Below are 16495 nucleotides of genomic sequence, written 5' to 3' on the forward strand. Positions count from 1 at the left end.
CAGGGGTGCGGGTTTCGGGGGACCGCGAACGCTCGCCCCGGGCGCGCACAGCAGACTGGCCGCAGCTGGGAGGGGGCGCTGCGGTCAGTTTGCTGTGCATAGGTGCGCGTGGCCGCGGGGGCGGAGGCGCGGAGAATCGCGCGCGACCGTCGTGTGCCAGCGCAGCCGCACATCTCCACGGGCGCCGAGATGGCGCGCGCGACCCGCCACGACCGTCGCGTGCGAAGGCGCCGCCGCCCCACAGGCGCGGAGACTGCGCGCCCCGCCACAAGGCACCGCCGCGTGACAATGCACCGCGGCCGTGCACCCCGGGCGCGTCGCCCTCGCGTGGCGAGAGCCCGGTTCGCGGCGTAACCTCGGCCCCGAGGGGGCTGAGTACGCGAAAGAGGCGGTGCCGCCAGATGCTCCGCAACATCTCCGGCTCACTCCTCGCGCTCATCGGAGCGGTGCTCGCCGTCCAGAGTCCCTTCCGTGTCTGGTATGGCGGGCGTCACGGGTCCGACATCCGGGTCGACGACCTCTTCACCGGGGTCGGCGTCACCCCGGCAGCCGCGGCCCTGCTCGGCTCCCTCTTCCTTCCGCTGGGCTTCGCCGCCCTGCTCGCCCTGCTGGGCGTACTGCTGCGGTCCCGGTCGGCCGTCGGCGCGGCGGGCGTCCTGGTCCTGGGCGTCACCGTGCTGTGGATGGTCCGCCAGGGCCAGTCCGCCGGATCGCTCACCGCCGGCGGCGACGGCCTCGACATCGGTGTGGCGGCGGCGGTCGGCGGCGGCACCCTGCTGCTGCTCGGAGCGGCCATGATGCCGGGCCGCACGACGCGCCACATCGAGCCGTCCCCGCCGTGGGAGCAGCCGTACAAGAAGCCGTACGCCGACGCCCCGACCGCCGCACCGCCCGAGCCCGGCTACCGCCCGCAGGACGACGACACCCTCACCCTGCGCCCGCTGTCCGACCGGCCCCCGGACTGACCGGGGAGGGCGGGCAGAGGCGCGGCCACGGGCGCGGGGCAGGCGCTACGCCCGGCGGACCGACGCCCCGGTCCCCTTCGTCGCGTCGAGCGCGTACACGCAGCGGTCCTTGGAGCACGCGTAGATGACGCCGTCTGCGCTGACCGGCGAACCGGTGATCTCGCCGCCCGTCTCCAGCCGCCAGCGCAACTGCCCGCCCTGCGCGTCGACGGTGTAGAGGCAGTGGTCCTTGGACCCGAAGTGCACCCGGCCGTCGGCGACCGCGGGCGACCCGACGATCTCGCCCTGTGCCGCGAACCGCCAGCGCGGTGTGCCGCTGACCGCGTCCAGCGTGTAGAGCGCGCTCCCCGCGCCCAGGTGCACGGAGCCGGCCGCCACGACGACCGGCTCGACGGACTGCCGCGGCTCGGTGGCGACCCGCCACCGCTCCCGCCCGCCGGCCGGGTCGAGCGCGTAGACCGTACCGAGGTGGTCGGCCACGTAGAGGCCGCCGCCGGACGTCCCGGGCCCCGGAACGTGCGCGGGCGGCGCGAACATCACGGCCGGTGCGTCGAAATGCCAGCGTTCGGCGCCGCTGCGGGCGTCGAGCGCGAGCACCCTGGTGCCGGCGGTGACATGCACGACGCCGTCCGCGACCACCGGCCTGGTGGGCACCGAGCCGGCCGCGCCGGACTCGCCGACCGGATACGACCACATCTCGGCGCCGGTCAGCGCGTCCACCGCGTGCAGGTGGCCGCCGCCCTGGTAGTAGACGGCCCGGCCGACGACGGTGGGTCCCGAGTCCGGCGACTCGAACTCCGTCTGCGCCCCGCCCCGCTCCCACCGCAGCATCCCGCGGCCCGCGTCCCACGCCTGGACACCGCCGCCGCGGGTCCCGGTGACGACGGTGCCCGCGTCGGCCCGTACCGCGTAGACCCATCCGTCGATCTGTGTACGCCACCGGTCGGCGCCGTCCTTCGCGTCCAGCGCGAACAGGCTCGGGCCGTCCGAGGCGTGGATCCGCCCGCCGTCCACCGCCATCGTCCAGGCGACGTCCCTGGTCTTGAACTCGCGGCGCCCGCTCGCCACGTCCAGCGCGTGCACCTCGAAGGAGGTGACGTACAGCAGCCCGCCGGCCACCACCGGGGTGCCCCACACGTCGTTCGACATCCGGAACCGCCACGGCCGCCACTCCGCGGGCGGCGCCACCGCTCCCTGCGAGGGGACGGGCGCCGGCACCGGATCGCCCGCCCGGTGCGCCCCCGCTCTGCGGCGGACCCACTCGGTGCCGGGTGCGGCCCCGCTCGCCGCCTTGTGCTCGGCGGCCTCTGCGACCCGCAGGCCGGGGCCGATCGGCGCGGACCCGGCGAGGTGCACCGCCTCGCCCGACCGGTCGGCGCCGTGCCGGTTGCGGTTGTTGTCGCCCGGCGCGTGCGCGGGGATCGGCGGCGGCTGCGCCGGGCGGGGCGGCAGCAACCGGTCGGCCTGCGGTGTCCGCGGCCGGCCTGCCGCGTGCGCGCCGCGCCCCCTGTCCACCGCGGCGGGGAGCCGACCGCTGCGGCGCTGCTCTATCAGTGCGACCGCGCCGGGCGGCAGCCAGGCCGACGCGGTCCCGGTGTCGTCGCTGCCGGTCGAGAACAGGTGCGGGGCCAGCTGGGCCTGGAGGTCGGCCGGGGTGGGCCGGCCCTCCGCCTCCATCCGCATGCAGGACTCGATGAGCGGGCGCAGCTCGTCGGGCAGCCCGTTCAGGTCGGGACCCTCGCGCAGCAGCATGAAGACGGTCTCCACCGGGTTCGCACCGTGGAAGGGCGCGTGCCCGGTCGCGGCGAAGACCAGCGTCGAGCCGAGCGAGAAGATGTCGCTCGCGCCGCGCACGCTGCGGGAGTCGCGTGCCTGCTCGGGCGACATGTAGGCGGGGGTGCCGACGGCGACGTTGGTCATCGTCAGCCGGGTGTTGGACACTCCGGAGGCGATGCCGAAGTCGATGACCCGCGGCCCGTCCTCCACCACCAGCACATTGGACGGTTTCATGTCGCGGTGCACGAGGCCCGCGGCGTGGATCGACTGGAGGGCTTCCGCGATACCGGCGGCGAGCCAGCGCACCGCCTGCGCGGGCATCGGCCCGGCCTCGTTGACGATCTCCTCCAGCGACGGCGCCGGAACGTACGCGGTGGCGAGCCAGGGAACAGCGGCCCTCGGGTCGGCGTCCACGACGGCCGCGGTGTAGAAGCCGGAGACCGCGCGGGCGGCCTCCACCTCACGCGTGAAGCGGACCCGGAAGAGCTGGTCCTCGGCGAGCTCGGCGCGTACGGTCTTGATCGCCACCCGGCGGCCGGATGCCGAGCGTGCGAGATAGACCAGCCCCATGCCGCCGGCTCCGAGTCGTCCCAGCACCTCGAAAGGGCCGATTCGTCTCGGGTCGTGCTGCGTCAGCTGCTCCATCACTGCCCTGCCACCTCCCCGTACCCGCGTTGTTGCGGCCGTGCCCCGCGTCCGTACGCCCTGCCCTTCGCGGTCCGTTCCCCGCGCCCACGCCAGGGTACGAACACGATTGTTCCTGGGAAGGGCGCCGGTTGCGAACCCGGGGCCGTCACGACACGCCCAGGGAACGAACTCGTTATCATCCGCCACCTGCTGTGCCGGGAGCGGCACAACGCGCCGGAAAAGAACCGGCGTCCGTCAACTCCCGTCTACGAAACCCCCCTTGCGGCGGGTGTCGATGACCGTGAAACCTGCACCCTGGTCGTCGGTGACCGAGGCCACCCGGCCGAAAGGCGAGTCCGCCGGCTCCCCTGTCACCTGTCCGCCGAGCTCCCGCACCCTCGCCGCGGCGGCGTCGCAGTCGTCCACCGCGAAGTAGACCCGGAAGGTGGAGGGCTGCTCGTCGTGGAGGCCGGCGCCCAGCTTCAACCGGCCGCCGACCCGCTGTTCGGGCTCCGCGGCCGGCGACCACACCTTGTAGTCGAAGTGCTCCCCGTCGCCTATCTGCTCGGCCCGGTAGCCGAACACCGATGCGTAGAAGGGGTCGACGGCCGCCGTGTCCTGCGTGTGGTTCTCCGTCCAGCAGAAGGCGCCGGGCTGCTCGGTGATCTCGAAGCCCAGGTGGCCGTCCGCCTGCCAGATGCCGAAGAAGGAGCCTCCGGGGTCGATGGCGCCCACCATCACCCCGGCCTCCCCTGCCTTGTCGGGACCGAAGACGACCTGTCCGCCCGCCGCACCGATCCTGTCTGCGGCGCCGGTCGCGTCGGCCGACGCGAAGTAGACGCTCCAGGAGGTGGGCATCGCGGGATCCGGTTTGCCCATCAGGGCCGCCGCCCGCTTCTCGTCGCGGAACGCCAGGGTGTAGTGCCCGAAGTCCTCGCCCTGGTCCTCGAAGGTCCAGCCGAACAGCTCCCCGTAGAACCGCCGGCCGGCCGCCAGGTCGGGCAGGGACGCGTCGACCCAGCAGGGCGCGCCTTCGCCGAATGCGGACATGGTCCGGTCCTCCCTCTCGTGTGTGCTCGCCGCCTGCTCGACGGCCGCCTCCGCCGCCGCCGTCAGTGATCTTCCCCACAGCACAGCGGCCTAATTCGAACATATGGTCAATTCTTCCGGGGCGGCCCACTCGTGCACCACAAAAGTCAACAAAAGGTGCACAACAACCAGGCAAACGTCTCAGAAGCAGGTTCCGCTTAGCCGCTGGAAACCCTCATTGACCTGCGACTTCCGTACCACCAGACACCCCCTCCCCATTTGCACGCGGTCAAATCGCGCGCGGGTCACGCGTCGCTAAACTGACGGCATGACAGGACAAGTTCGCACCGTCGACGGACGTGTCGCGGGTCGCCGAGGGCAGGCGACGCGGCAGAAGCTGCTCGACTGCCTGAGCGAAATGCTCAGCACGTCGCCGTACCGGGACGTCAAGGTGATCGACGTCGCACGGATGGCCGGCACCTCGCCCGCCACCTTCTACCAGTACTTCCCCGACGTCGAGGGCGCCGTCCTGGAGCTCGCCGACGAGATGGCGAAGGAGGGTGCGAGCCTGACCGAACTGGTCGCGGGCCGCTCCTGGGTCGGCAAGTCGGGAGCCCAGGCGGCCGACGAACTCGTCGACGGCTTCTTCACCTTCTGGCGGAAGAACGACGCCATCCTTCGCGTCATCGATCTCGGTGCCGCAGAGGGGGATAAACGTTTCTCCAAGATCCGCACCAAGATCCTCACCGCGGTGACCGGCTCGCTCACCGAGTCCATCAAGGAGCTGCAGGGCAGGGGCCGGGTCGACAAGGACGTCAGCGCGCCCGCCATCGCCGGCTCGCTGGTGACCATGCTCGCCGGGGTCGCCGCCCACCAGAAGGGCTTCACCGGCGGCGTCAAGCAGGCCGACCTCAAGCCGAACCTGGCGCTGCTCGTTCATCTCGGTGTGACCGGCAAGAAGCCGCCGAAGTAGCCGCGAGGAGTGCGCCGCGCCCTGCGCGGCACGGGGTCGGAACGCGGCCCGGCACGGCAAGATGTCCCGCACGGCCCCGGATCCGCGGGACCGCGGCGGACGAGAGCCGGGCGTACGACCGGCGCGGCCCGCCACCGGCGGACCGCGCGGCCGCGACCCGCCCTCCGCCGCCGAAGGGGGCCGACCGCCCGTGCTGCGACACATGCTGCTGCCGCTGGCGTCCACCGCCCTGCTCGCGCTGCTGGCCGTACTGTGTCCGGCGCAGGGCTGCGTCCGTACGGCGCCGGGCTGGACCGCACAGGCGGCTGCCCGCTTCTGGACGCCCGAGCGGATGGCCGGCTCGATGCCGGCGTCGGGCCGCCGGCTGTCGCCGGTCGCGAAGGCCGCCGCCGCTTCCGCGGCGTCCGGGCCGCCTGGATCCGCCGTGCATTTCGCCGGGGTACCGACGGTGGGTGTGCTCTTCTCCATCGGCGACGACCTCGCCGCGCACTACTGCACGGCGAGTGTCGTCCACAGCCCCGGCCGCGATCTCATCCTGACCGCGGCACATTGCGAGCCGGGAGCCGACATCGGCTTCGTACCGCAGTACCGTGCCGGAGCGGATCGGCAGCCGCACGGGATCTGGGCGGTCGACAAGGTCTTCACCGACCCGCGCTGGGCGCCGGACGACGCCGCCGCCTCCGACTTCGACGTCGCCTTCGCCCGAGTGCGGCCCGACGGGCACGGGCGGCGCGTCGAGGACGTCACCGGCGCCAACCGCCTGGCCCGTACGCCCGGTTACCACAACCGCGTCACCGTCATCGGCTATCCGCAGCTCAGCAGCGACCCCGACGACCGGGCGATCACCTGCACGACCACCACGGAACGCCTGGACGAGCGGCACCAGCTGCGGCTGGCGTGCGACGGCTTCTTCGACGGCACCTCCGGCAGTCCCTGGCTGCTCGATTACGACGTCCGCACCGGAACCGGCACAGTGATCGGCCTGATCGGCGGCCTCGGCGGCGGCGGCCCCACCGACCGCATCTCGTACAGCCCCGTCTTCGCCGACCCCGTTCTCGCCCTCCTCCGTACTGCCAACCGTGCCTGAGGGTATCTGTCCGACCGGGCCGCCGCCGTCCCAGCGGCTACGCTCTCGACCGCAGCCAAGTACGACGCCCCACTACAGGAGTTCCGCATGTCCGACCCCACCTCACCTCCCGCGGCAGCGGGCCTGGCCGCGACGCCGGACGCGATCGTGATCGGGGCAGGCCCGGGCGGCCTGGCCGCGGCGGCGGCGCTGCGGCAGCGCGGTGTACGCCCCCTGGTCCTGGAGCGCGCGGAACAGCTCGGCACGTCATGGCGCGGCCATTACGACCGGCTGCATCTGCACACGACCCGGCGGCTCTCCGCCCTGCCCGGGCTGCGGATACCCCGCTCGTACGGCCGCTGGGTCGGCCGGGACGATGTCGTGCGCTACCTGGAGCAGTACGCGGAGCACCACGACCTGGAGATCGCGACCGGGATAGCCGTGGACCGGGTGGAGCGCGCAGGCGGCGGCTGGGAACTGCCCGCCACGGGCGGCCGGGTGCTCGCCTCGCCGGTGGTCGTCGTGGCCACCGGCCACAACCACTCGCCGCACACACCCGACTGGCCGGGCCGTGACACCTTCCCCGGCGAGCTGCTGCACGCCGCCGCCTATCGCAACGCCGCCCCTTATGCCGGCCGTGACGTCCTGGTCGTCGGGGTCGGCAACACGGGCGCCGAGATCGCCGTCGACCTGGTCGAGGGCGGTGCGGGCCGGGTACGGCTGGCGGTGCGCACCCCGCCGCACATCATGCGCCGCTCGACCGCGGGCTGGCCTGCCCAGGCGAGCGGCATCCTGGTACGCCGGCTGCCGCCGCGGCTCGTCGACCGGGTGGCGCCGTACATCGAGCGGGCGAGCGTGCCCGACCTGTCCGCGTACGGCCTGCCGCGGCCGGACAACGGGCTGTACGCGCGGGTGCTCGACGGCACGATCCCGGTGCAGGACGTCGGACTGATCAGTGCGGTGCGGTCGCGGCGCGTCGAACCCGTCGCCGCCGTCGAGGGGTTCGAGGACGGTCAGGTGCGTCTCGCGGACGGCTCGCTGATCGCGCCCGAGGTGGTGATCGCGGCGACCGGCTACCGGCGCGGACTGGAAACCCTGGTCGGCCATCTCGGGGTGCTGGACGGCCGCGGGCGTCCCGTTGTGCACGGGGCACACACCCCGCCGGGCGCACCGGGGCTGTTCTTCACCGGGTTCACCAACCCGATCAGCGGGATGTTCCGCGAAATGGCGATCGACGCCCGCCGGATCGCCGGGGCGGCGGCCCGCATCCACGCGTGACCTGCGACGACGCGGGGTTCGATCACTCGTGCGAGTGATCGTGGGCGGATGCGGAACCGGGCGCGTGCGGCGGTCCGTTCACACGACGACCGCCATCGCGGCAGGCGCGGCGACCGGCCGCCGGCGGATCACCAGGGACATCAGCGCGGCCACCGCGCACAACGCACCGGAGGTGTACCAGACGACGTCGTACGAACCGAACGCATCACGGGCCACACCGCCGAGGTACGCGACGAGTGCGGCACCTATCTGGTGGGCTGCCAGCACCCACCCGAAGACGATCGCGCTGTTCTCGCCGTAGTACTCGCGGCACACGGCGAGAGTCGGCGGCACCGTGGCGACCCAGTCGAGTCCGTAGAAGACGATGAACAGCACCATCGGCGGGTGGATGCTGTCGGTGAGCAGCATGGGGAGGAACATGAGCGAGAATCCGCGCAGGCCGTAGTAGACGGCCAGCAGCCGGCGCGGCGACATGCGGTCGGTGAGCCATCCGGAGGCCACCGTGCCCGCGATGTCGAAGACGCCGATGACGGCGAGCAGCGAGGCGGCAGCCGTCACGGGCATGCCGTGGTCGTGGGCGGCGGGCACGAAGTGCGTTTTGACGAGGCCGTTGGTGGAGGCCCCGCAGATCGCGAAGGAGCCCGCGAGCAGCCAGAAGGTGCCGGTGTGCGCGGCTTCGGCGAGTGCCCGCAGGGCGCGGGCCGCGGCACCGGTGGCCGGCGGCGGCTTGGGGACGAACTCCGCGGCGCCGTAGGGCGCCAGGCCCACGTCGGCGGGGTGGTCGTGCAGCAGGAACCAGACGAAGGGGACGACCGTGACCGCGGCGAGCGCCACGATCACGGCCGCGGGCCGCCAGCCGTGGTTCTCGGTGATCCAGGACAGCAGCGGCAGGAAGACCAACTGGCCCGACGCGCCGGCCGCGGTGAGGACGCCGGTGACCAGGCCGCGGCGGGCGACGAACCACCGGTTGGTGACGGTGGCGGCGAAGGCGAGGGCCATGGCCCCGCTGCCGAGACCGACCAGGACGCCCCAGCACAGGATGAGTTGCCACACCTGCGTCATGAAGACGGTCAGTGCCGCGCCGAGCGCGATCGTCAGCAGGGCGCAGGCGACGACCCGCCGGATGCCGAAGCGGTCCATCAGCGCCGCGGCGAAGGGGGCGGTGATTCCGTACAGCGCGAGGTTGACCGACACGGCCAGCCCGACCATGCCCCGCGACCAGCCGAATTCGGTATGCAGCGGGTCGATCAGCAGACCCGGGAGGGAGGCGAATGCAGCAGCACCGATCAGCGTCACAAAGGTGACGGCGGCGACGACCCAGGCGCGGTGCAGGCGCGGTCGGCGGCCGGGAGCGGGCGGTATACCGCCAGTGGCGGGCGCGAGGGTTTGAGATGTCTGCGTCACATGATCAGTCTCCGGCGGTCCGTTCCGGGCGACGACTGGCCCGATGGCCATCATGTGCAAGGATCGGGCCATGACCGTCGCAGCGCTGCCCCCGCAGCCCCGCCCGCATCTGCCCGCGGATCCGCCGGCCTCCCGGGCCGCGGCGCCTGCCGCCGTGCCCGGAGCCTCCGCCGAGGTCTTCCGGCACCCGGGGCGGCACCGTGTCGCGGTGTTCGCGCTGGACGGGGTGATCCCGTTCGAACTGGGCATCCCGCTGCGGATCTTCGGCGCTGCCGCGGGCGCCGAGGACGGTACGCCGCTGTACGAGATCGCGACGTGCAGCGTCGAGCCGGGTGAGGTGCGGACCGACGCGGACTTCCCGATCGTGGTGCGGCACGGGGCGGAGGCGCTGGCCCAGGCCGACACCGTGGTCGTGCCCGCGTCGCACGAACTCGGGTCGGTCTTCACCGAGGGGGCACTCACGCCGCCGCTCAGGGCCGCCTTCGCGGCGATCCGGCCGGGGGCGCGGGTGGTGTCGATCTGCACCGGCTCGTACCTGCTGGCCGCCGCGGGCCTGCTGGACGGTCGGCCGGCGACCACGCACTGGAGCAGTTCCGACCACTTCCAGCGGCTCTTCCCACGGGTCAGGGTCGACCCCGACGTGCTCTACGTGGACGACGGGGATGTGCTGACCTCGGCAGGAGTGGCCGCGGGCATCGACCTGTGCCTGCACATCGTGCGCCGGGACTGGGGGACGGCGGTCGCCAACGCGGTGTCCCGCCGCACCGTCGTGCCGCCGCACCGCGAGGGCGGTCAGGCGCAGTTCATCCGCCGGCCGCTGCCCGAGCCCCAGTTGGCCAGCACCGAAAGGGCCAGGGCGTGGGCGCTCGACCGGCTGGACCAGCCGCTCACCCTGCGGCAGTTGGCCGAGCGGGAGTCGATGAGTGTGCGCACCTTCACCCGGCGCTTCCGGGAGGAGGTGGGCATGAGCGCGGGCCGCTGGCTGACCCAGCAGCGGGTCGAACTGGCCCGGCAGCTGCTGGAGTCGACCGATCTGGGCGTGGACCTGATCGCCAGGAAGGCCGGCTTCGGCACCGGCGCCTCGATGCGGCAGCACCTCCAGCTGACGCTCGGGGTCTCGCCGTCCGCCTACCGGCGCACCTTCCAGCCGTCCGGGCAGCGCTGAACGCCGCCCCCTCCGGAGCAGGGCGGCTCGGACCGGCTCAGTTCAGGGCGGCGGCGCGGTCGACCTCGCACCAGATCTGCTTGCCCGCGCCCTCGGGCTGCCAGCCCCAGCGGTCGGCGAGGCCGTCGACGAGTTCGAGCCCGCGTCCGCCGGTCTCGTCGCGCCGGGCGTGCCGCGGGGCCGGCGGGGCCTCGCTGGTGTCGGCGACCTCGACCCGTACCGCCGCGGCGGGGGCGGCGGGGAAGAGCATGCGCAGGACCGCGGGGCACCCGGTGTGCACCACCGCGTTGGTGACCAGTTCCGAGATGAGCAGGATCAGAGTCTCGGCGACCGGCTCATCGGCACCTATTCCGGATCCGACCAGCCGGGACCTCGCCCAGCGGCGTGCCCGCCCCACTTCCGCGGGGTCGACGCCGACCTCCAGTTGCACCTGCAGCATCTGCACTGCTCACACCATCCGAACCGGCGGACACAAGGCTTCACGCCTGCCCGGGATCACCGAGCGTGATCCCGCCTTCACACAGCATGATTGACCGACAGTCACCGCACCAAGCGCTTCCGTCGTATTCCAGCGCAATGGACCACGGGTACTGCATACTGTGCGGCGCTTCGGGCGGAGCGTCGAACGCCCAGGCCTCGGCCCCACCCGGCTCGACCGGGCGGTACTTCCGAGCTGCCTTGAACGTACGCGCACCCGATGGAGCGTACCCGAGGTAGCTCCCGACTCCGCCGCGTAACAAGTCACACATCGGACACAACGCCGCGCGGACGCTCCGTAATCGGACGGAGCCGCAGGGCCGCCGCGGCCGCTCAGGCGCTCAACGGCTGGGCGGACTCGTCGGTCGCCGCGGCCAGGTCGGGGAAGACCTCGAACAGCCGGCGTACCCCGAGCGCGGCAAGCACCCGGTTGACGTGCGCGCCCTCGCTGGGGGCCGCGCCCCCCTCGGGCAGCACGATCCGCAGCCGCCCCGCGCAGGACCGCATGAGCCGGCGGGCACCGATCAGCACGCCCACCCCGCTGGAGTCGCAGAAGCGCACATCGGCCAGATCGAGCACCACGCTGCGCCGCCCCTCGGCGACCGCGTCATGGACCTTCTGCCGCACCGCGGGCGACGAGATCAGGTCCATCTCGCCCGCGACCGTCACCACCGCCCAGCCGTCTTGCTCGGCTCGGGTCACCAGCACGGGACCGCACCTCGCCTCGCTGTCGGGTTCAGCTTCGTCATCACAACGACCCTATGCCCGTTCTCAGCCGTAACTCTGCAATCTTCCGGTCACACCCGGATAACAGACCGACAGAACCGCTCACATGAGAGGCCAGGTTGGTACAAAGGGGCGCAGGCCGTGGGGGTCGGCCGGTACGGTCGAATGCAGTGGCCACCGGGCCGGTGAGACGGCCGACGACGCAAGGGGCGGCAGATGGCGACACCCGCACCACCGCGCTGGGACCGCAAGATGCAGCAGCGGCTCGCACGCGGCGAGGAAGCCGCGCTCGGCGAGCTGTACGACCGGTACGCCTCGCTCGTGCACAATCTGGCGTTCCGGGTGCTCGACGACGACGAGGCAGCCGACCTGATCACCCGCGAGGTCTTCGGGTACATCTGGGAGAATCCGGACGACTACGATCCCAAGCACGGCTCCCTGCGGTCCTGGATCGCCGCGCTCACCCAGAGCCAGGCGGTGCACAGACTGCGGCAGTCCGCGAGCCGCGGGCGCTCGTCGCCCACCGAGGTCGAGGCCAGGGTCCGCGAGGCCAGTACAGCGGCCAGAGCCGACTTCATCGTCACCTCGATGCCCGCGCCGCTGCGCGACGCGCTCGAACTCGCCTACCGCGAGCACCTGGACTACCGCGACGCCGCCGCCGGCCTCGGAGTGAGCGCCGACGAGTCGCGGCGCCGGCTGCGGCTCGGCCTGCAGCTGCTGTCCACGGCAATGGACCCGGCCGACGGCCAGGAGAGCCGCCCGCTGGAGAGGCGCGATCCGCACGACGTACGCGACCCCCGCGGCCAGAGCCGCCGAGGCCGGCCGTGAGCGGCCCCGCGTACCGCAACGGCGACGGCCCGCAGGACCAGGGCGACGGTCTCCCCCGGGTACCGAACCAGCGCGACCAGTCCGGTACCCCGCGCGGGCTCCCCGCGCCCGTCGACCCGCCCGCGCCGCCGCCGTCCCCACACCCGGGACTGCCGCCGTACGACCACGGCACTTTGAAGTCGCTGCTCGGCGCCTGGGCGCTGGCGGTCTGCTCGCGCGACGAGTCGCTGGCCGTCGAGGACCACCTCACCGACTGCGCCGCCTGCGCGGACGAGGCACTGCGGCTGCGCGACGCGGTGCGCCTGCTGCACCACGAGGACAGCCTGGACCTCGATCCGCTGCTGAGGGCCCGGGTACTCGAAGGCTGCCTGGGCCGCCGCCCGGCCCGTATCCCGGTGCCGGAGTGGGCGGGGCCTTACGATGCGGAGGCCGCCCGGCTGGACGCGCTGCTGCGCGACCTCGGCGACAACTACTGGCAGGAGCCGGTCGAACTGCGCTGGTACGACGGCGCCCCGGTGACCAGGAAGGTCACCGTCGGCCAGGTCATCGCCCATCTCGCCACGGTCGACGGCCTGCTCGCGGCGGCCCTCGACCTGCCCGGCACGGACCGGCCGGCGGGCCTCGACCTGCCGCTCGACCCCGCCGGGCGCACCGACGCCCTGTGGACGGCGCAGCGCACCGCCGCCGAAAAGGGCGCCGAGTTGCGCGACACCTGGCGCGGGCAGAGCCACGCCCTGCTGCGCACGGTGTCCTTCGCCGGTGGCGGCGCCGCCGCAATAGGCGTCGATTACGGGTCCTTCACGCTGCCGCTCAAGGACGCCTTCGTGGACCGCGCCTTCGAGTGCTGGATCCACGCGGGGGACATTGCCGAGGCCGTGGCATATCCCTACGACCCGCCCGCGCCGCGCAATCTGAACCGGATGATCGACCTGGCCGCCAGGATGCTGCCCACCGCGCTGGCCGTGCGGCGCAGGGACGGCCTCGCGGATTCGGCGGCCCGGCTCGCCGACGCGGGAACGCCCGGGCGTTCGCTGCTGCTGGACATCGAGGGCGCGGGCGGCGGCCGGTGGTGTCTGCCGCTCGACTCCCCAGGAGCGGTCGCCTCGCAGGACCATACGGTCGCGCAAGTGGCGCTGGACGGCGTGGAATTCTGTCAGCTCGCCGCCGGCCATCTGGAGCCGGAGCGGATCGCGGTCGGCCAGTCCGGCGACCGTGCCGTCATCCGGGACGTGCTCTATGCCGCGGCGTCGCTGTCCCGGCTCTGAGAGCGGGGGACGCTTCCGAGTCCCGCCGCTGACGGCCGCCGGTGGCACCCGCCGGGTGACTCCCGCTGCCCGCGGCACGGATCCGAGCCGCCCGGCGGCATCGGCCGGGATCAGTCGAAGACGACCGTACGCCGGCCGTTGAGCAGCACCCGGTGCTCGCTGTGCCACTTGACCGCACGGGCCAGCGCCTGGCACTCCACGTCCCGCCCGATGGCGACCAGGTGCTCCGGGGTGACCTCATGGCCGACCCGCTCGACCTCCTGCTCGATGATCGGCCCCTCGTCGAGGTCGGCCGTCACGTAGTGCGCGGTCGCGCCGATCAGCTTCACGCCCCGGTCGTGCGCCTGGTGGTACGGCTTGGCGCCCTTGAAGCTCGGCAGGAAGGAGTGGTGGATGTTGATGATCCGCCCGGACAGCTCGCGGCACAGGTGGTCGGTGAGCACCTGCATGTAGCGGGCGAGCACCACCAGTTCCACGCCCTCCTGGCGTACCAGGTCGAGCACCTGCGCCTCGGCCTCCTCCTTGGTGGCGCGGGTGACCGGGATGTGGTGGAAGGGGACGCCGTAGGAGCCGACCAGCTCGCGGAAGTCGGTGTGGTTGGACACCACGGCGGCGATCTCCACCGGCAGGGCGCCGATGCTGGTACGGAAGAGCAGGTCGTTGAGGCAGTGCCCGAACTTGCTGACCATGAGCATGATCCGCATGCGCTCGGCGGACGGATGTATGCGCCAGTCCATGTGGAAGGCGTCCGCGACCGCCGCGAAGCTGGCCCGCAGCTTGTCCACGGTGATCGGGGCCTCGGCGGAGAAGTGCACCCGCATGAAGAACAGCCCGCTGCCGCGGTCGCCGAACTGCTGGCTGTCAACGATGTTGCAGCCGGTGATGAACAGATAACTGGACACCGCGTGCACAATGCCCTGCTTGTCGGGGCAGGACAGCGTGAGGATGTACTGCGGCTCGGCAGGCAGCTGCGACAGTTGTTCGTTCACCCCGTCAGCTTGACACATATGGCCGCCGCGGCGCGGGGCTATCCGTCAAGCGGAACGCGTGTAGATCGCCAGCACCTCCAGCGAGCGCGGCGGGCTGTCCGGGTCCTCTCCGTCCGCGCCGGCCATCAGGACGTGCGCCTCACGTGCGGCGAGGACCGCGTCCGGCCAGCCGGGGTGTTCGAGGTACGCGGAAGCGGGCGCGTCGGCGCCCACCTGGTGCAGGATCTTCAGCACCCGCAGCACCGCGACATCGACCAGCGCCGCTTCCTGCGGGTCACGGAAAATGGTGCCGACGTATTTGTCGGCGGACCAGTTGTCGAGCCAGGTGTCCTCGACGAGGCGGTAGACGGCGTCGGTGACGTCGCCATAGCCCGGCCGCCCGGTCTGCCAGACCTCGCGCTGGAAGACCGGGTCGCTGATCATGTGCAGCGCCGAGCGCACATTGCTGCGCCAGCGCCACCACGGCATGTCGTTGAGCGGCATGCCCCCCATCGTGGAGGAGAGACGGCCGCGACGGGAAGACTTCTCCGAACCTTGCACGACGGGCAATCGTACGCAATCGAACGCCGGCACCTGTAATTCACCTGAAAGTGACCGCCCGTTCCCGCGGGGTCATCCTCGCGTTGGGCGTGGACCGGAATCTTCCGTACCTATGACTGAACGGCGCGTGTGCAGGGCCCGCAAAGCTGTTCTTCCGCTGCTGGCCGCAGGTGCGCTGGCCAGTGGCTGTGGTGCGATCCCGGGGGGCACGGGGGGCTCCCCGGGACCAGTCGTGGTGATGACCTGGGCGCCGGACGACACCAGGTCGACCAATATGCCGGGAATGCTCGCCATGGCGCAGGCCTTCGAGAGCTACGTCAACGACACCGGCGGACTGAACGGCCGCAAGCTCAAGGTGCTGACCTGCAACGAGCGCAACGACTCGGTCGCGGTGTCGATGTGCGTCCAGCGGGCCGCCGACGCCCACGCGGTCGCCGTCGTGGGCTCGTACAGCCAGCAGGGCGGCGCTTTTACCACGGCGCTGGAGTCAAACGACATTCCCTACATCGGCGGCTACGGCATCACGCAGGACGAGTTCCAGAGCCCGCTGTCGTATCCGGTCAACGGCGGGCTGCCCGCGCTGCTCGCCGGCTCCGGCGGGCAGCTGTCGGGCGCCTGCAAGAAGGTGGCCCTGGTGCGGCCCGACACCATTACCGGCGACCAGTTCCCGATCTTCCTCGACGAGGGACTCAAGACCGCCGGCCGCCCCGCCGCCCGCGACCTGCCCGCCCAGGACGACGCCTCGGACTACACCGAGGCGGCACAGCGTGCGGTCGGCGACAACAAGACCAGCACCTGCGTGTCCGCGGTGCTCGGCGACCACACCAGCACCTTCTTCGACTCCTTGCGCAGGCTCGGCGACAAGCCGCCGAAGGTCCGGCTGGGCTCGGTCATAGGCAGCGTCCAGCAGTCCCTGGTGGACGCCACCGGCGGCCCGCACAGCCCGCTGGAGAACGCCCTGGTCACCGGCTGGTACCCGCCGGCGTCCGACGCCAAGTGGAATCAGATGAAGTCGGTCGTCACCAAATACGCCTTCTCCGACGACCGTATCGACGTCGCCGACCCCGGGGTGCAGACCACCTGGATCGCCTACACCGTATTCACGAAGGTGGTCGAGGCGATGCAGAAGGAGAAGGGCGCGGAGATCACCTCCGACACCGTGCAGAAGGCGCTGGACCGCACCACGGGCCTGTCCACCGGCGGGCTCACCCCCGACCTCGGCTGGACCGACACCGACCTGCTCGACATACCCGACCACACCCGCCTTGTCGACTCCAAGGTCACCTACCAGGTGGTACAGCAGGGCCGGCTGGTGCAGCAGGGCTCGGGCTTCGTGGACGTGGCGGCGACCCTCAAGAAGGCCGCGAGCGTGAACTGAGGCACCCGG

At 72.2% G+C, this 16495-nt stretch carries 15 protein-coding genes; 8 read left to right on the plus strand and 7 right to left on the minus strand.

The window, feature by feature from the left end; all coding sequences use genetic code 11:
* Positions 1-401 precede the first annotated feature (401 nt).
* Positions 402-965, plus strand: coding sequence for a hypothetical protein (locus V7E46_RS07555; RefSeq protein WP_333767683.1), 564 nt, complete (start codon positions 402-404; stop codon positions 963-965).
* 45 nt (positions 966-1010) lie between these two features.
* Here V7E46_RS07555 and V7E46_RS07560 read toward each other — a convergent pair whose 3' ends face one another.
* Positions 1011-3386 carry a serine/threonine-protein kinase gene (locus V7E46_RS07560; protein WP_333767684.1) on the minus strand — a complete coding sequence of 792 codons (2376 nt, stop codon included), beginning with the start codon at positions 3384-3386 and terminating at the stop codon, positions 1011-1013.
* A 237-nt stretch (positions 3387-3623) separates the two neighbouring features.
* Entirely contained in the window at positions 3624-4418 is a 795-nt protein-coding gene (locus V7E46_RS07565; protein ID WP_333767685.1) for a VOC family protein, read from the minus strand.
* 307 nt (positions 4419-4725) lie between these two features.
* On the opposite strand from V7E46_RS07565, the gene V7E46_RS07570 reads away from it, so the two are divergent.
* The 3 genes from V7E46_RS07570 (at position 4726) to V7E46_RS07580 (ending at position 7714) form a co-directional block, all read left to right on the plus strand.
* Positions 4726-5370, plus strand: a complete 645-nt coding sequence (locus V7E46_RS07570) for a TetR/AcrR family transcriptional regulator (RefSeq protein WP_333767686.1) — start codon at positions 4726-4728, stop codon at positions 5368-5370.
* 190 nt (positions 5371-5560) lie between these two features.
* On the plus strand, positions 5561-6457 hold the full coding sequence (locus V7E46_RS07575; RefSeq protein WP_333767687.1) for a trypsin-like serine peptidase: 897 nt from the start codon (positions 5561-5563) through the stop codon (positions 6455-6457).
* A gap of 87 nt (positions 6458-6544) precedes the next feature.
* The gene (locus V7E46_RS07580) at positions 6545-7714 is read left to right on the plus strand and encodes a flavin-containing monooxygenase (RefSeq protein WP_333767688.1); all 1170 of its coding nucleotides are present in this window, start codon (positions 6545-6547) and stop codon (positions 7712-7714) included.
* A gap of 78 nt (positions 7715-7792) precedes the next feature.
* Here V7E46_RS07580 and V7E46_RS07585 read toward each other — a convergent pair whose 3' ends face one another.
* On the minus strand, positions 7793-9169 hold the full coding sequence (locus tag V7E46_RS07585; RefSeq protein WP_443054067.1) for an MFS transporter: 1377 nt from the start codon (positions 9167-9169) through the stop codon (positions 7793-7795).
* Positions 9170-9188: 19 nt separating this feature from the next.
* Here V7E46_RS07585 and V7E46_RS07590 point away from each other — a divergent pair, with 19 nt between their 5' ends.
* On the plus strand, positions 9189-10283 hold the full coding sequence (locus V7E46_RS07590) for a GlxA family transcriptional regulator (protein ID WP_333767690.1): 1095 nt from the start codon (positions 9189-9191) through the stop codon (positions 10281-10283).
* A 37-nt stretch (positions 10284-10320) separates the two neighbouring features.
* On the opposite strand, the gene V7E46_RS07595 is transcribed toward V7E46_RS07590, so the two are convergent.
* Both V7E46_RS07595 and V7E46_RS07600 read right to left on the minus strand, forming a co-directional pair.
* The gene (locus V7E46_RS07595; protein WP_329178227.1) at positions 10321-10728 is read right to left on the minus strand and encodes an ATP-binding protein; all 408 of its coding nucleotides are present in this window, start codon (positions 10726-10728) and stop codon (positions 10321-10323) included.
* A 365-nt stretch (positions 10729-11093) separates the two neighbouring features.
* Positions 11094-11468: an STAS domain-containing protein gene (locus tag V7E46_RS07600; protein ID WP_443054069.1), complete on the minus strand. Its 375-nt coding sequence runs from the start codon at positions 11466-11468 to the stop codon at positions 11094-11096.
* Positions 11469-11702: 234 nt separating this feature from the next.
* On the opposite strand from V7E46_RS07600, the gene V7E46_RS07605 reads away from it, so the two are divergent.
* Positions 11703-12314, plus strand: a complete 612-nt coding sequence (locus tag V7E46_RS07605; protein WP_333767691.1) for a sigma-70 family RNA polymerase sigma factor — start codon at positions 11703-11705, stop codon at positions 12312-12314.
* The gene (locus V7E46_RS07610) at positions 12311-13579 is read left to right on the plus strand and encodes a maleylpyruvate isomerase N-terminal domain-containing protein (protein WP_333767692.1); all 1269 of its coding nucleotides are present in this window, start codon (positions 12311-12313) and stop codon (positions 13577-13579) included. The genes V7E46_RS07605 and V7E46_RS07610 overlap by 4 nt, the downstream gene beginning before the upstream one ends.
* Before the next feature lie 110 nt (positions 13580-13689).
* Here V7E46_RS07610 and purU read toward each other — a convergent pair whose 3' ends face one another.
* Positions 13690-14586 carry a formyltetrahydrofolate deformylase gene (gene purU, locus V7E46_RS07615; RefSeq protein ID WP_333767693.1) on the minus strand — a complete coding sequence of 299 codons (897 nt, stop codon included), beginning with the start codon at positions 14584-14586 and terminating at the stop codon, positions 13690-13692.
* Between the two features lie 27 nt (positions 14587-14613).
* Complete coding sequence (locus V7E46_RS07620; protein WP_329178221.1) at positions 14614-15060, minus strand: SCO4402 family protein; 447 nt, start codon at positions 15058-15060, stop codon at positions 14614-14616.
* Positions 15061-15220: 160 nt separating this feature from the next.
* Between V7E46_RS07620 and V7E46_RS07625 the strand changes: the two genes are divergently transcribed.
* The gene (locus V7E46_RS07625) at positions 15221-16486 is read left to right on the plus strand and encodes an ABC transporter substrate-binding protein (RefSeq protein ID WP_443054071.1); all 1266 of its coding nucleotides are present in this window, start codon (positions 15221-15223) and stop codon (positions 16484-16486) included.
* Positions 16487-16495 lie beyond the last annotated feature (9 nt).

Source organism: Streptomyces sp. IBSBF 2435 (genome assembly GCF_036815005.1).
In the GTDB taxonomy this organism is placed as follows: Bacteria; Actinomycetota; Actinomycetes; order Streptomycetales; family Streptomycetaceae; genus Actinacidiphila.

Coding starts and splice junctions, on each gene's coding strand:
- V7E46_RS07555 (WP_333767683.1), top strand. CDS start 402: ATGCTCCGCAACATCTCCGGCTCACTCCTCGCGCTCATCGGAGCGGTG.
- V7E46_RS07560 (WP_333767684.1), bottom strand. CDS start 3,386: ATGGAGCAGCTGACGCAGCACGACCCGAGACGAATCGGCCCTTTCGAG.
- V7E46_RS07565 (WP_333767685.1), bottom strand. CDS start 4,418: ATGTCCGCATTCGGCGAAGGCGCGCCCTGCTGGGTCGACGCGTCCCTG.
- V7E46_RS07570 (WP_333767686.1), top strand. CDS start 4,726: ATGACAGGACAAGTTCGCACCGTCGACGGACGTGTCGCGGGTCGCCGA.
- V7E46_RS07580 (WP_333767688.1), top strand. CDS start 6,545: ATGTCCGACCCCACCTCACCTCCCGCGGCAGCGGGCCTGGCCGCGACG.
- V7E46_RS07585 (WP_443054067.1), bottom strand. CDS start 9,169: ATGGCCATCGGGCCAGTCGTCGCCCGGAACGGACCGCCGGAGACTGAT.
- V7E46_RS07590 (WP_333767690.1), top strand. CDS start 9,189: ATGACCGTCGCAGCGCTGCCCCCGCAGCCCCGCCCGCATCTGCCCGCG.
- V7E46_RS07605 (WP_333767691.1), top strand. CDS start 11,703: ATGGCGACACCCGCACCACCGCGCTGGGACCGCAAGATGCAGCAGCGG.
- purU (WP_333767693.1), bottom strand. CDS start 14,586: ATGTGTCAAGCTGACGGGGTGAACGAACAACTGTCGCAGCTGCCTGCC.
- V7E46_RS07620 (WP_329178221.1), bottom strand. CDS start 15,060: ATGGGGGGCATGCCGCTCAACGACATGCCGTGGTGGCGCTGGCGCAGC.
- V7E46_RS07625 (WP_443054071.1), top strand. CDS start 15,221: ATGACTGAACGGCGCGTGTGCAGGGCCCGCAAAGCTGTTCTTCCGCTG.